Annotated in this window: 13 protein-coding genes; 3 read left to right on the top strand and 10 right to left on the bottom strand. The window is 68.7% G+C overall.

All coding sequences use genetic code 11. The annotated features are described in order from the left end of the window. Nucleotides 1-164: 164 nt before the first annotated feature. Nucleotides 165-986, bottom strand: a complete 822-nt coding sequence (hpf, locus tag CA982_RS06270; RefSeq protein WP_086534467.1) for a ribosome hibernation-promoting factor, HPF/YfiA family — start codon at nt 984-986, stop codon at nt 165-167. Nucleotides 987-1,340: 354 nt separating this feature from the next. On the opposite strand from hpf, the gene CA982_RS06265 reads away from it, so the two are divergent. Next, on the top strand, nt 1,341-2,012 hold the full coding sequence (locus CA982_RS06265; RefSeq protein WP_086534512.1) for a ComF family protein: 672 nt from the start codon (nt 1,341-1,343) through the stop codon (nt 2,010-2,012). A 32-nt stretch (nt 2,013-2,044) separates the two neighbouring features. Here CA982_RS06265 and lpqB read toward each other — a convergent pair whose 3' ends face one another. Genes lpqB through mtrA form a run of 3 tightly spaced genes read right to left on the bottom strand, consistent with a single transcriptional unit; the run spans nt 2,045 to nt 6,149 of the window. After that, a complete protein-coding gene (gene lpqB / locus CA982_RS06260; RefSeq protein ID WP_086534466.1) occupies nt 2,045-3,793 on the bottom strand; it encodes an MtrAB system accessory lipoprotein LpqB in 1,749 nt (582 codons plus the stop codon). Further along, complete coding sequence (gene mtrB / locus CA982_RS06255; RefSeq protein ID WP_086534465.1) at nt 3,790-5,466, bottom strand: MtrAB system histidine kinase MtrB; 1,677 nt, start codon at nt 5,464-5,466, stop codon at nt 3,790-3,792. Before mtrB ends, lpqB begins: the two co-directional genes overlap by 4 nt. Further along, nucleotides 5,463-6,149, bottom strand: coding sequence for an MtrAB system response regulator MtrA (mtrA, locus tag CA982_RS06250; RefSeq protein ID WP_081487056.1), 687 nt, complete (start codon nt 6,147-6,149; stop codon nt 5,463-5,465). Before mtrA ends, mtrB begins: the two co-directional genes overlap by 4 nt. A 113-nt stretch (nt 6,150-6,262) precedes the next feature. Here mtrA and CA982_RS06245 point away from each other — a divergent pair, with 113 nt between their 5' ends. Both CA982_RS06245 and CA982_RS06240 read left to right on the top strand, forming a co-directional pair. Beyond that, nucleotides 6,263-6,916: a dTMP kinase gene (locus CA982_RS06245; RefSeq protein WP_086534464.1), complete on the top strand. Its 654-nt coding sequence runs from the start codon at nt 6,263-6,265 to the stop codon at nt 6,914-6,916. 217 nt (nt 6,917-7,133) lie between these two features. Next, a complete protein-coding gene (locus tag CA982_RS06240) occupies nt 7,134-7,784 on the top strand; it encodes a hypothetical protein (RefSeq protein WP_244176148.1) in 651 nt (216 codons plus the stop codon). 81 nt (nt 7,785-7,865) lie between these two features. Here the strand turns inward: CA982_RS06240 and ahcY are convergent, their stop codons facing one another. The 6 genes from ahcY to CA982_RS06210 all read right to left on the bottom strand — a co-directional run bounded on the left by ahcY (nt 7,866) and on the right by CA982_RS06210 (nt 13,979). After that, entirely contained in the window at nt 7,866-9,335 is a 1,470-nt protein-coding gene (gene ahcY, locus CA982_RS06235) for an adenosylhomocysteinase (RefSeq protein WP_086534462.1), read from the bottom strand. 108 nt (nt 9,336-9,443) lie between these two features. Continuing rightward, on the bottom strand, nt 9,444-11,000 hold the full coding sequence (locus CA982_RS06230; RefSeq protein ID WP_086534461.1) for an amino acid permease: 1,557 nt from the start codon (nt 10,998-11,000) through the stop codon (nt 9,444-9,446). Nucleotides 11,001-11,306: 306 nt separating this feature from the next. After that, a complete protein-coding gene (locus CA982_RS06225; protein WP_086534460.1) occupies nt 11,307-11,609 on the bottom strand; it encodes a WXG100 family type VII secretion target in 303 nt (100 codons plus the stop codon). Between the two features lie 45 nt (nt 11,610-11,654). Continuing rightward, nucleotides 11,655-11,978 carry a WXG100 family type VII secretion target gene (locus CA982_RS06220; protein WP_014927790.1) on the bottom strand — a complete coding sequence of 108 codons (324 nt, stop codon included), beginning with the start codon at nt 11,976-11,978 and terminating at the stop codon, nt 11,655-11,657. Between the two features lie 118 nt (nt 11,979-12,096). Further along, nucleotides 12,097-12,921, bottom strand: a complete 825-nt coding sequence (locus CA982_RS06215) for an ESX secretion-associated protein EspG (RefSeq protein ID WP_086534459.1) — start codon at nt 12,919-12,921, stop codon at nt 12,097-12,099. Further along, complete coding sequence (locus CA982_RS06210; protein WP_086534458.1) at nt 12,918-13,979, bottom strand: PPE domain-containing protein; 1,062 nt, start codon at nt 13,977-13,979, stop codon at nt 12,918-12,920. The genes CA982_RS06215 and CA982_RS06210 overlap by 4 nt, the downstream gene beginning before the upstream one ends. Nucleotides 13,980-14,027: the final 48 nt, after the last annotated feature.

Raw genomic sequence — 14,027 nt, 5'->3', positions numbered from 1 at the left:
TCCCTCACCTGTAGAAAACACACGGAATCCGGCCCGCGCGAACGCACAGACCGGATCCCATGGTAGCGAGGTGAGCTGAGCAGACCCTGATCGGACCGTCAGGTGGTCCCGAGTTCCTCTCTCGGACGCCGACCACGTGACCGCCGATCAGGGCCGCTCGCGGTTCACGTCAACCTGATGAGCCCGTAGTCGAAGGCGTGCCTGCGGTAGACCACGGACGCCTTGTCGGTCTCCTTGTCGTGGAACAGGAAGAAGTCGTGGCCGACCAGTTCCATCTCGTACAGCGCGTCGTCGACGGTCATCGGTACCGCGGTGTGTTCCTTCACGCGCACGATCTGGCCCGGCGTGTATTCCTCCACACCGTCGTCCCACCGCTCGGCGGAGTCGGCGGAGTCCGTTCCGGGATCACCGACGAAGCCGTCCACCGAGAGCTGGTTGTCGCGCAGAGGTGGCGCACCGATCTCGGTGGCCTCGGCGACCGAGAGCGGCCGGCGGTTGCCGTGGTGGACACGCCTGCGGTCCTTGACGCGGCGGAGTCGGGACTCGACCTTGTCCAGCGCGTGTTCGAGCGCGGCGTAGAAGTTCTCGCCACAGGCCTGCGCCCGTACGATCGGCCCCTTGCCCGTCGCGGTGATCTCCACCTGCTGACAGACCTTGGACTGTCTCCGGTTGCGCTCGTGGTTCAGCTCGACGTCGAATCGGTAGATGGTCGGATCGAATCGCTCGAGACGAGCGAGCTTGTCGCCGACGTAGATGCGGTAGTGGTCGGGGATCTCGACGTTGCGGCCGCTGAACACGACCTTCGCTGTTGGTTCGGCCGGATCGTCGGATTCCACCGTTCCCGGTGGGCGGACGAAGGCGAACTCTGGATCGTAGGAATCGTTCTCGGCTGGCTGGCGGTCGGGCGCGAGGCCCTCCTCCACGGTCGGCCGTGGGTCGGCGGTCTTCGGTTCGCGCTGGCCTTTGCGGTGGATGACTGTGGACATTCAACTACCTCCTGAATTGTCCCGAAACCGGTTGGATCATCGTGATCTGTTGTCGCACTGATGATTCGAACGGCACCGAGGATGTGTCCATGTCAGCTGACAGCTGACACTCAATGACAGGGGCATCACCTCCCGGCAGAAGCGGTCGTGGCCGGCACCGGCCTCGAGGGCCACCGGCAACCTGCTGTACCCCCGACCGTAGCCGCAAGTTCCGGTATCGGCCACGTTTTGCGGCGCGGCGTCGGCATGTCGGGACGATCGGGGTAGAAGGTCCCGGTCGGGCCCTGCACGCCGGTTGTCCACACCGTCGCTCGGGACCCGCCACCGCGGTGCGGAGTGTTCTACCGTCGGCGCGTGACGTGGCGGCGGGAGGTCTTCGACGCGGGGGCAGATCTGGTGTTCCCGGTCCTGTGCGGCGGCTGCGAGCGGCCGGGCACCCGCTGGTGCCGACGATGCGAGCACGCGGTGTCCGACGTTCCGATCGCCGCCCACCCGCGAGTCGACCCGGGCGTCGCGGTATGGGCGCTGGGCCGGTATCGGGGACCGCACCGGCACGCGATCATCGAGATCAAGGAACACGATCGGCGGGATCTCGCGCGTCCACTGGGGACCGCGCTCGCCCGCGGGATCCGCGTGCTCGCCGGCTGGGGCGAGCTCCCCGACGCCGACCGCATGCTCTTGATCCCGGCTCCGACCCGTCGGATGACCGCCCGTCGGCGCGGCGGGGACCCGGTCACCGCGGTGGCGAATCATGCGGCGCCTGCCCTGGGCCGACGCGTACACGTGGCGCCGCTGCTGATGACGTCGGCGACCGCACGGGACTCCGCCGGACTCGACGCCCGGGCCCGCGCCCGCAACCTCCGCGGTGCGGTGCGCGTACGGGCCTGCGGCTCGCCGACCCGAGGAGCGACGGCCATCCTGGTCGACGACGTGCTGACCACCGGAGCGACCGCGGCCGAATCAGTGCGTGTGCTGGCCGAGAACGGAGTGGACGTCGTGGCGGTCGTCGTGCTGGCGGCCGCCTGAGGGCTCCGTTCCCGGTCCGTGTGTCGCTGCCGTCAGGGCAGGACCGGGATCGCGCCCTCGATCATCGCCGGCTCGACCTCGGTCCAGTACTGATCGGGCTGTCCGTTGCTGCTGCCCAGGCGGAGCACCCCGCGCTGGTCGCCCACATAGATCGTGGACGTGTTGGCGACCACGGCCCGCACCGGCGGCGACACGTTCCCGCTCAGCAGGCCCACGGCCGGGGTGCCGTCGATCGACAGCTGGACGACCGGCGACTCCGGCGCCTCGCGCGCGATCATCAGCGTCGTCGGCGAGGCCCAGTCCACCGAGACCGCGCGGTTGCCGATGTTGTAGGCCGCGATCCGTGGACTCGTCAGCGACACCTGGCCCTCGGCGTTGGTCGACAGGACGGCGAAGACGATCTGGCCGCCGACCACCAGGGCGGCGCGCACACCGTCCGGCGCCACCTGCATCTCGGTGATCGCACCGCGCGCCACCGTCGGGATCGACGACGCCTCGACGGGCACCGTCTGGGTACCCTCGTCGTCGCGCTGCCACTGGACCGGCTTGCCGTCGACGACGACCCAGACGGTGTTCTCGTCGGCGCCGAACGACGGACGGGTGATCGACGAGCCGCCGACGATCGGGCCGATGTCGCCGCCGTAGTCACCGATCACCAACTCGAGTCTGCGGTCGGGACCGGACGGGCCGCGGACCCCGGCGACCCGTGCCCCGTTGTCGGAGATCGTCGCCGAACGCAGATCACGCGCGGACCCCAGCGGTCCCTGAACCGGCACGGTCGCGGTGTCGGTCACCGCGCGCAGGGCTCCGCCGGTGACGATGTTGAGCCCGACATCAGTGGTCGGTACGGAGTTCGGGTCGAAGGCCCGAACATCGGCGGTCTGCCATCCGGAGGCCCGCTCGGCGGCCAGCGGGGCGCCGTCGGCGTCGATGACGTAGGGCCCGGAGATGTCGGCGCCGTTGAGGGTCCAGATGATCTGCGCCGCGAGCACGGTGCGATCGCGGGCCGGCGCGCTCCCGATACCGTCGAGATCCACCCGCACCCCGCCGCCGGCGAGGCCCACGACCGGCCCCCGCAGCGCGGCGTCGTTGGGGAAGCCACTGTCCACGGCCGCCGCCAGATCCGACGCGGGTCCGGCGATCAGACGGTTCACCAGCACCGTCGGGTCGGTGGCCTGTCCGGCATAGAGCCAGCGCGGGTCGGGCACGAGGCGCCGGCCGGTTCGGTCGCTGAAGTACAGCGAGACCGGACGGTATGTGCTGTCGAACTGGTCGCGGTCGATCATCGTGCCGTTCGGCAACGGCCCGTCGATCCGCCACTGGTCACCGGATCGGGTGAGGCTGATGCTGGTCTCCACCCGCCCCGAGGCCGGGAGCAGCTGGCCGTCGGACTTGAGGGTCCCGACGTTGTCGCCGATCAGCCGCATCCGCACCGAATCCTCGTTGCGCTGGTCGACGAAGGTGTTGATCTCGTCGACGATCAGCGCGTCCCCGCGGTCGTCCCACTGCTGGGAGGCGACCGGGGTGAGGAACGCCCGGGCTGCGCGATGAGCCGAATCGGGATCGACCGTCGACTTGAGGAAGGCCCGCACCAGCGCCTCGGGGTCCATGTCGGCCTGCGGCACCGGGACCGCGTTGGTCGCCCCTTCCCGCTCGAACGACTTGATGGGCTGTGGCGAGGAGTCGTTGGGGATCGCCCCGCACGCGGCGAGCATGAGGAGCGCCGCGACCGACAGGGCCAGTGCGACCACGCCGCCGGCCGACCGGGATGACCGGGTCATTCGGCACCCACTCCCGGGCTCCCCGGAGCACGCCCGGTCGCCTTGGGCGCGGACGTGCGCTGCAGGGTGCCCACCGATTTCAGGGGCAGCGGCGAGCCGAGGACCTTGTGACCGCGCACGAGCGGCAGGGTCAGCCGGAAGCACGCACCCTTACCCGGCTCGCCCCACGCCTCGAGCCGACCCTGGTGCAGGCGCGCGTCCTCGATGCTGATGGCCAACCCGAGACCGGTACCGCCCGAGCGCCGGAATCGCGACGGGTCGGAACGCCAGAATCGGTTGAACACCAGCTTCTCCTCCCCCGGTCGCAATCCGATGCCCTGGTCACGCACGGTGATCGCCACCGCGTCACCATCCGAACGCATGGTCAGCGTCACCGGTTTCCGCTCCCCGTGGTCGATGGCGTTGGCGAGCAGGTTCCGCAGGATGCGCTCGACGCGACGCGGGTCGATCTCGGCCAGGACCGGTTCGGCCGGGAGGTCGAGGATGAGCTCGGTGCCCGTCTCCTCGGCGAGATGGCCCACGGTGGCCAGGGCGCCGTCGATCGGGATCGCCATGTCCATCCGTTCGGCGGCGAGTTCGGCCATACCGGCGTCGTGGCGCGAGATCTCCAGGAGTTCGTTGAGCAGCGTCTCGAACCGGTCGAGCTCCTTGTCGAGCAACTCCACCGAACGCTTGCGGACGGGGTCCAGATCCTCGCGGCCCTCGTAGAGAACGTCGGAGGCCATCCGGACGGTGGTGAGCGGCGTGCGCAGTTCATGACTGACGTCGGAGGTGAACTGACGCTGCAGCCCGCCGAACTCCTCGAGATGGGTGATCTGCTTGGACAGGCTCTCGGCCATGTCGTTGAAGGACATCGCGAGCCGGGCCATGTCGTCCTCACCACGGACCGGCATGCGTTCCTTGAGGCGGCCGTCGGCGAACCGCACCGCGATCCGCGACGCCGACCGCACCGGGATGACGACCTGCCGCGACACCAGCCAGGCGATCGCGGCCAGCAGACCGAGTAACACGATGCTGCCGGTCAGCAACGTCCCGCGGACGAGGTCGAGCGTGTTCTGTTCGGCGGTCAGCGGGAACACGAGATACAGCTCGAGGCCGGGCACCGAGGCGTTCGTGGGACTGCCGACGATCAGGGCCGGCGCCCTGCCGCCCGTCCCGTCGGGGACCTGCGTGTACTGGTAGGCCACCTGCCCACCGCGCACCATGTCGCGCAGGTTCGACGGCACTTCGGCGGTGGGCCCGACACCGCTCGCGACCCCGTTGTCGGAGCCCCCCGGCACCAGCAGCACGGTGTCGAAGGCACCGACCGCGCCCGACGCCTGGCCGGTGTCGGCATCCCGGTCGGTGAGCAGCGATCGCGTCTGGCGCAGGCGATTCTGCACCGACATGTTGCCCGCGCCGCTCGACAGGTCGCGTTCCACGGAGATGCGGGCGCGGTCGATCTCCTCGGTCGCCGCCGCCAGCTTGACGTCGAGGAGCCGGTCGGTGATCTGGGTGACCAGGACGAAGCCGAGGATGAGGAGGACGACGACCGACAGCACCAACGTGGACACGACGACCCGCAACTGCAGCGAGCGCCGCCAGATGTGCCCGAAGGCACGTCCGACAGCGCCGGCGGTGCGGGTGAAGCGTCCGAGAGTGCTGTTGACCCGTCGTCGAGATCGACCGATCACGGCGGGCCGGCCTTGTAGCCGACCCCCCTCACCGTCAGGACGACCTCGGGATTCTCCGGGTCGGTTTCGACCTTGGCGCGTAACCGCTGGACATGCACGTTGACGAGTCTAGTGTCCGCCGGGTGCCGGTATCCCCACACCTGTTCCAGGAGGACATCGCGGGTGAAGACCTGGCGGGGCTTGCGCGCGAGCGCGACGAGCAGGTCGAACTCGAGCGGGGTCAGGGAGATCGGCACGCCATCGCGGGTGACCTTGTGCGCCGGGACGTCGATCTCCACCGGCCCGATGGACAGGAGCTCTGCGGGTTCCTCGTCGGTCCGGCGCAGTCGAGCGCGCACTCGGGCGACCAGTTCCTTCGGCTTGAACGGCTTCACCATGTAGTCGTCGGCGCCCGACTCGAGCCCCAGCACCACGTCGACGGTGTCGGACTTCGCGGTCAGCATCACGATCGGCACACCGGAGTCGGCGCGCAGCACCCGGCACACGTCGATGCCGTTCATCCCCGGCAGCATGAGGTCGAGGAGCACGAGGTCGGGACGGATCTCCCGGACGGCGGTCAGAGCCTGTGTGCCGTCGCCCACCACGAAGGGCTCGAAACCCTCGCCGCGCAGCACGATCGTCAGCATCTCGGCGAGCGCGGCGTCGTCGTCCACGACAAGGATGCGGGGCTTCATGATGTCAATGGTGACATCACCGTGATGAAACCGTGGTGATCGACGCGCCGGGACGGACGTTCTGACCCGATTGGTTCCACGCCTCTGGGGCGTGTTTGCCGACACGCCCTAGACTCCCCCGCGTGGGTCAATTGATAGCCGTGGAAGGACTCGACGGCGCCGGCAAGAACACCTTGGTCACCGGTCTGATCGAGCGGTGGTCGGCGGCCGGCCTGCGGGTGGCGACCTTCACGTTCCCACGCTACGGCCGCTCGGCGACCGCGGACATCGCCGCCGAGGCACTCCACGGTTCGCATGGCGATCTCCGTAACAGCGTGTACGCGATGGCGCTGCTGTTCGCGCTCGACCGGGCCGGCGCGGTCGACGACATCCAGGCCGCCACCGACGCCCACGACATCGTGATCCTCGATCGGTATGTCGCCTCCAACGCCGCGTACAACGCGGCGCGGCTCGAGCAGGACGCTGCCGGTGAGGTCGTGCGCTGGGTGGTCGACCTGGAGTTCGGACGGTTCGGCATGCCCGTCCCCGACCGCCATGTACTGCTCGGGGTCGCACCGGAGGTCGCGATGCAGCGCGCCGCGGCCCGAGCCGAGAAGGACGCGGCACGGGCCCGAGACGCCTACGAGCGCGACGGCGCCCTCCAGCGCCGCGTCGACGCCGTGTACCGCGAGCTCGCCGACACCGCGTGGATGTCACCCTGGTACCGCTTCGACGGTGAGAACATCCAGGATCTGGCCGACGACCTGAGCGCCGGCCGGACGGCACCGACCGAATGACTCGTCCGGTGCTCTCATCGAACCGTTTCGATAGCCTTGGACCAACGATTGCGGAAGGCGTTCCATGACCTATCAGCCACCTCCACCTGGTGGTGGGCCGCCGCCCTACGGTCCACCCGGCCCAGGCCGGCCGGGCCCGGGTCAGCAAGGTCCGAGAGGTCCCTACCCCGGTCCGACGGGACCCGGTGGCTACGGCCCCCGGCCCGGACGCGGGCCGATGCCGCCGCCCGGGGCTCCGTACGGCCGTCCGCCGTTCATCCCCGGCCAGTACGGGCCGCCCGGACCCGGGACTCCTGGCTTCGGTGGTCCGCCCGGGCCACCACCACCACCACCACCTCGACGCAACCCCGGGGTCATCGTCGCGTGTGCGCTCGGCGGCGTCGCGGTCGTCGCGGTGATCGCCCTGGTGGTGACGGTCGTCGTGAGCAGATCGTCGTCGGGCGACTCCGTGGCCGCGGGCACGTCGAGACCCTCATCGGCCCCGACCTCGACGTCGAGCGACCCGTCGCCGAGCGGGTCCGGGTCGGAGCCGGAATCGACCGACTACACGGCGCTGGCGGAGATCCGCTCCGCGTTGCTCGCCTACATCACCGCCCGCAATGCGCGCGACGTCGGCCGGATGCGCGCCGCGGTGTGCACCCAGTCACGCGAGCGGATCACCGAGGCACCACCCGCCGACGGCGGAGACATTGTCCTCGACGGTTTCCTCGACACGGCCTTCGACGGCAACGTCGCCCAGTCCGAAGTCGTGTCTCACCTCGAAAAAGGCACGGACAGAACGGCTTCGGAGAAGTCGCGGGAGCGGTTCCTCAAGGAGCAGGGTTCGTGGATCTACTGCCCCGACGCCGAACCCGACATCGGAACCTGACCGGCCTGCACCTGACCACAACCGGCACCGTACGAGAAAGGGGCGTCCCACCGCGGTGGGACGCCCCTTTCTCGTTGCAGATCAGTAGCGGTAGTGCTCGGGCTTGTAGGGGCCCTCGACGTCGACGTTGATGTACTCGGCCTGCTCCTTGGTGAGCTTGGTGAGCGTCCCGCCGAGTGCCTCGACGTGGATTCGCGCGACCTTCTCGTCGAGGTGCTTGGGCAGGCGGTAGACCTCGTTGTCGTACTCGTCGGTCTTCGTCCACAGCTCGATCTGGGCGATCACCTGGTTCGAGAAGCTGTTGCTCATCACGAACGACGGGTGACCGGTCGCGTTGCCGAGGTTGAGCAGGCGCCCCTCGGACAGCACGATGATCGACTTGCCGTTCTCGAAGATCCACTGATCGACCTGCGGCTTGACGGTGATGCGCTTGGCGCCCGACCGCTCGAGTCCGGCCATGTCGATCTCGTTGTCGAAGTGGCCGATGTTGCCCAGGATCGCCTGGTGCTTCATCGCCCGCATGTGCTCGAGGGTGATGATGCCGAGGTTGCCCGTGGAGGTGATGACGATGTCGGCGTTGCCGATCGCGTCCTCGACGGTGACGACGTCGAAGCCGTCCATGAGCGCCTGCAGCGCGTTGATCGGGTCGATCTCGGTGACCTGGACACGGGCGCCCTGGCCGGCGAGCGACTCCGCGCAGCCCTTGCCCACGTCGCCGTAGCCGCAGATCAGCACCTTCTTGCCGCCGATGAGGACATCGGTGCCGCGGTTGATGCCGTCGATCAGCGAGTGCCGGGTCCCGTACTTGTTGTCGAACTTCGACTTGGTGACGGAGTCGTTGACGTTGATCGCCGGGAAAGCGAGGTCGCCGGCGGCGGCGAACTGGTACAGCCGCAGCACACCGGTGGTGGTCTCCTCGGTGACGCCCTGGACCGACTCGGCGATCGCGGTCCACTTGCCCTTGTCGGTCTCGAATCGCTTGCGCAGCAGTTCGAGGAACACCTTGTACTCCGCCGGGTGATCGTCCTCGGCGGGCGGGACCACACCGGCCTTCTCGAACTCGGCGCCGCGCAACACGAGCATCGTCGCGTCACCGCCGTCGTCGAGGATCATGTTCGCCGGTTCACCCGGCCAGGTCAGCATCTCCTCGGCCGCCCACCAGTACTCCTCCAGCGTCTCGCCCTTCCAGGCGAAGACCGGCACACCCTTCGGCTCTTCCGGGGTGCCGTGGGGGCCGACCACGATGGCCGCGGCGGCGTGGTCCTGGGTGGAGAAGATGTTGCACGACGCCCAGCGGACCTCTGCACCGAGCGCGGTCAGGGTCTCGATGAGAACGGCGGTCTGCACGGTCATGTGCAGCGAGCCGGAGATCCGAGCCCCCTTGAGCGGCAACACGTCCGCGTACTCGCGTCGCAGTGCCATGAGTCCGGGCATCTCGTGCTCGGCGAGCTCGATCTCCTTGCGGCCGAAGTCCGCGAGGGACAGGTCGGCCACCTTGTAGTCGATTCCGTTGCGGCTGTCGGCCTTCAGCTCGTCCTGAGCAGTCGTCATCTGATCCCCTTGTCGTTCGCGTCGGGCGCCTGAAGATGCAGGCGCGAATGCGTTCGATCCAGGCTATCGGAACGACCGGCCGGTTCCGAGGGGCAGGGGCGTCGGAGCTCAGCTACCCCGCGACGGACCGTCCTCGGCGGCCACCCCAGGGGCGGAGGCATCGGCCTCGCCCACCAGCTCGCCGCGTTCGCGCCGCGCGTAGACCGACTTGCGGTAGCCGTAGGCGAAGTAGATGACGACGCCGAGGACCATCCACACGACGAACCGGATCCAGGTCTCGACCGAGAGGTTCAGCATCAGCCACAGGCACGCGAGGATCGACAGGATCGGTACCAGCGGGACGAGGGGCACGCGGAAGCCACGCTCGAGATCGGGCCGCGTCCGGCGCAGGACGATGACTCCGACGCTCACCAGGACGAACGCGAAGAGCGTACCGATGTTGACCATCTCTTCCAGAGTCCCCATCGGGAAGAAGGCCGCGAGCACACCCGAGACGACGCCGACGAGGATGGTGAATCGCACCGGCGTCCCGCGCTTGCCCGTACGAGCCAACGACCGGGGCAGCAGGCCGTCGCGGGCCATCGCGAATCCGACGCGGGTCTGGCCGAGCATCAGCACCATGACGACCGTCGTCAGACCGGCGAGGGCACCGAGGTTGATGACCCAGCCGGCCCAGGTCACACCGTGGTACTCGAAGGCGGTGGTGAGGGTCGACCCGGACACCTCCCCGGTGGCGGGGTCCGTCCTGTCGGCCAGCTCCGGGTACGGAACCATGCCGGAGACGACAAGGCTGACGCCGACATAGAGGACGGTCACGATCGCCAGCGACCCGAGGATGCCGCGTGGCATCGCCTTCTGCGGGTTCTTGGTTTCCTCGGCAGTGGTGGCGACGACGTCGAAGCCGATGAACGCGAAGAACACCAGCGACGCGGCGGCGAGCAGGCCGTACCACCCGAATGTGCTGCCCTCGGCGCCGGTGATCGCCGAGAACAGCGTCTGGTGCAGACCCGACTCGCCTTCGGCAGGCGGAGCGGCGGGGGGAACGAACGGGTCGTAGTTCTTCGCCGAGATGTAGAAGGCGCCGACGACGATGACGAGAAGGACAACGAACACCTTGATCGTCGTGATGACGAGCGACACCCGCGACGACAACTTGGTTCCGAGTGCGAGGAGGACCGTCAGGACGGCGATGAGCAGGACCGCACCCCAGTCGAAACTGATGGAGTCGGTGATCTCGATCGACGCCGATGCCCCGAGGATGTTGCCGAGGTAGAGGGACCATCCCTTGGCGACCACCGAGGCGGCGAGCGCGAACTCCAAGATCAGATCCCACCCGATGATCCAGGCGATGAACTCGCCGAAGGTCGCGAAGGTGAAGGTGTAGGCGCTCCCGGCGACCGGCACCGTCGACGCGAACTCGGCGTAACAGAGCGCGGCGAGCCCGCACGCGATGGCCGCCAGCACGAAGGCCAACGACACCGAGGGCCCGGCGAGATTGCCTGCGGTGCGAGCCGTGAGGGTGAAGATCCCGGCGCCGACCACGACGGCCACGCCGAAAACCGTCAGATCCCACGAGGTCAGGTCTTTGCGGAGTCTGGTATCGGGTTCGTCGGTGTCGGTGATCGATTGCTCGACCGACTTGACGCGCCTGAACGGGCTACTCATCGGGTCCTCCCATGGTCCGGCGGAAACCAGAGTCACTGGCCCGCACGCGGTCGTGCGACGAGGACGAACTCGCCTGGAGCGAATGCCTACGCTATCCGAACGATGTTCGGATCGAAGCGCATCCGTAAAGGCGTGTCCGTCGGCGTGCGAAGCTCCTTTCCCGGTTGCCCGGCACCGGAAACCTCGGCCCGCGCCGGACCCATGCCGCTCTGCGGGGTGGGAGGCAGTCGACGTGGACGGGGACCCCACGGGCGCGGTGCCCGCAGGGTCCCCGTCTGGCGTCGGAGCGATACGAAGGTTCGGCGGTCAGACGAGACCGCGGAAACCCGTTCCGATCGCTGCGTCGGTGTCCTGCATGACGCGGCTGGCGTTGCTGACACCCTGCTCGAGCGAGGTCAGCGAGTCGCGTGACTGGGTGAAGATGCGATCGAAGGCGCCCTGCGCATCGACGTAGGCAGCCTTGGCCTGCTGTGAGTTCCAGTTCCCGTCGAGCGCCGCGACCTGCGCCTTGAGCTGCGTGTTGAGGTCCTCGAGACGGGTGAAGGCAGCTCGCAGGCCGCCGCTGAGATCGCCGAGGGCGGCGAAGTCGTAGTTGATCGAGCCGTTCATGGTGATTCCTTTCGCAGAACGTGGAGGTGAGAAGGCAGGCCGATGTCAGACGCTGGTGTTCAATCCGCGTGCCGCGGCCGCATCCTGATCCTCGTAGCCGGCGAAGCCGTTGGTGAGCTGGGTCTTGATCTGCTCCAGCAGCTGATTCATCGTCAGCGCGGCCTTGTTCCAGTCGGTGTGCGTGCCATCGAACGCGACACCGGCCGAGCCCTGCCATGTCGGCGTCGCATTACCGGCGTGCTGTGCGATCTGGTTGATGACAGCCTTCATGTCCTCGACGAGACTGCCTACCTTGGCTGCGGTGGCCTGTCCGTCCGCGACGTTCACGGTGACGCCGGCGCCGCCGCCTGCTCCGGGCAAGTTCAGCATGAGTGCTCCTCCTGTGTAACGGCACCGTTTGGCGATGCCCCCGTTGGTATCCGTGACACAGATACCCCTGACAGTTGATTCCCGCGGCGGTCTGTTCCGCGGAATCCCCCGATGCGGATCATGGCATCCATTTCCCGCCGGGCAGGGTCTCTATCAACAGGCTGACGGCCTGTGCGATTCGATGACCCGTTCCCGGCGAGAAGGTGGTCCACACCCGACCGTCCGGGGACTTGCTGGGACTGGACACGATTCGACCCCGATCGGTGTCGAAAACCGCCACAGTCCCAGAAGATTGAGCGAATCGCCCGTCCTCGTTCATCGAGGCGACGATCTCGGTGCGCGTCCGGCACGACGCGAAGGCGGCCGACACGACGGCCGCATCAGTCGGCGTCGCTCCCAGCGCGTGCAGGGCGTCGGTTGTCTCGATCCCCGTCCGGCAGCGCCCGAGCCGGTCGACGACCTCGTCGGACGGAGCCGCGAAGGCACCGAAGTCGGCCGGTGACGAGGCATCGGATCCGGATGCGTCGAACTGCGCCCGAACGACACCGGCGAGTGCCTCGACGTCGGCGACATCGACGACCGTGACCTCGACCCGAGGCCCGGTGCGTTTCACGAACACATGGTCGAGACCGTTGCGCGCCAGACAGATTCGGCGAACGGCATCCTCGGAGTACGAACGGATCTCGATCTCGCGCCATGGTTGCGCCAGCACCCGCAGCACGGTCCCAGCCCAGGCCGACACCTCGCCGTGCTCGACGAGTCCGAGTGCCTCGATCCTCGCGTCGGCGTCGGCGGTCGCGATGGGTTCCGCTTCGGCGCCGTCATTCTCGACGTCACCCAGATCGAGAACGACCGGCCAGGTCTGAACCCCGAAGCGTTCGCCCAGCCTGCGCAGGACCGCGGCGTCGACGACCATTCCGGCGTCGTGCGTGATCGGCATCATCGGCGCTCACCCGGGTTGCCGAGCATGAGGGTTTCCGACAGGTATCGCGGATCGACATCTGGACGGTCGAGTGCGTCCGGTTCCGAGATATAATGTGCGGCCGGACGATCCGATGTGGCCAGTTCGGCCCACGTGGCCGGCTGCTCCACGGATTCACTCGCCGAGGACGTCGGCGCGTCCGGTGAGTCGAGATCGGCGGCATCGGCGGCGACCGTGCGGACGACTGCACCTCGGTCCGTTGCCGCCATGCCGGGGGTCACCGGAGGAGGTACGCCGGGACCCTGGCTGGGAGCCGACGTCGCCGGCGCGCCGCCGGGCGTCGTAGGGGCGACCTGCGGTGAGCCGCTCGCCACGATGGTCGGTGCGTACTTGAGCTTCTCGGGCGGCGGCAGGAACGCTCCCCCGAGGCCCACGGGCATCGCCACACCGGGAGGCGCCACGGAGGCCGGGGGCTGCGGGGGTGGTGCGGATGCCCGCGCCGCGGCCGCCTGCTCGGCAGCGAGCGGCTCGCCGGACACCAGCACCGGCGCCGGTTGCGCCGATTCCCACGGCGCGGCAACCGGTTCGGTGGCGCTCTCATACGTCTGCATCACCCGCGCGGCGCGCATGCGCTGGTGCGCGACCGCACGCTCGGCCTGGGCTGCGGCGCCGGCGATGATCGGCGCGACCGCGGTGGCCGTGGTGGCGATCTCGTGCAACTTCTCGACGACGTCGACCTCCGCGAGGTCAGGCATGTTGAGCCGTGCGACGGTGATGGCCGCGGCCTGGGACTCGGCACGCGCCGCGTTCTCGACGGCCGCGGCCGCGACGTCGGCGAACCATGGTGCCAACCGCGTCAGTTTCTCGAAGGCGGCGCTGGACTGCGCGGACTGCCAGTGCACGCCGAGTCGGGCCAGCACGGCGGCGAATTCGACACCGGCCTCGCCGACCTCGGTCGCGAGTGCCGCCCACGCCATCCCGGCCTCCGCCAGCGGCGACGGGCCCGGGCCCGCACCGAGGTCGGCCGCGAGTTGTTCGGTCGGCCGTGCGTCCCAGTTGACTCCGGTGAATCCGATCATCGAGTGCCTCCCTTCGGGCGCCGGTGGAATGTCGGTGGTGAGCGGTGG

It is taken from the genome of Gordonia lacunae, from assembly GCF_002149015.1.
In the GTDB taxonomy this organism is placed as follows: domain Bacteria; phylum Actinomycetota; class Actinomycetes; order Mycobacteriales; family Mycobacteriaceae; genus Gordonia; species Gordonia lacunae.
Note: the sequence above shows the minus strand (reverse complement) of the source record. Positions and strands in the feature narration are given on the sequence as shown.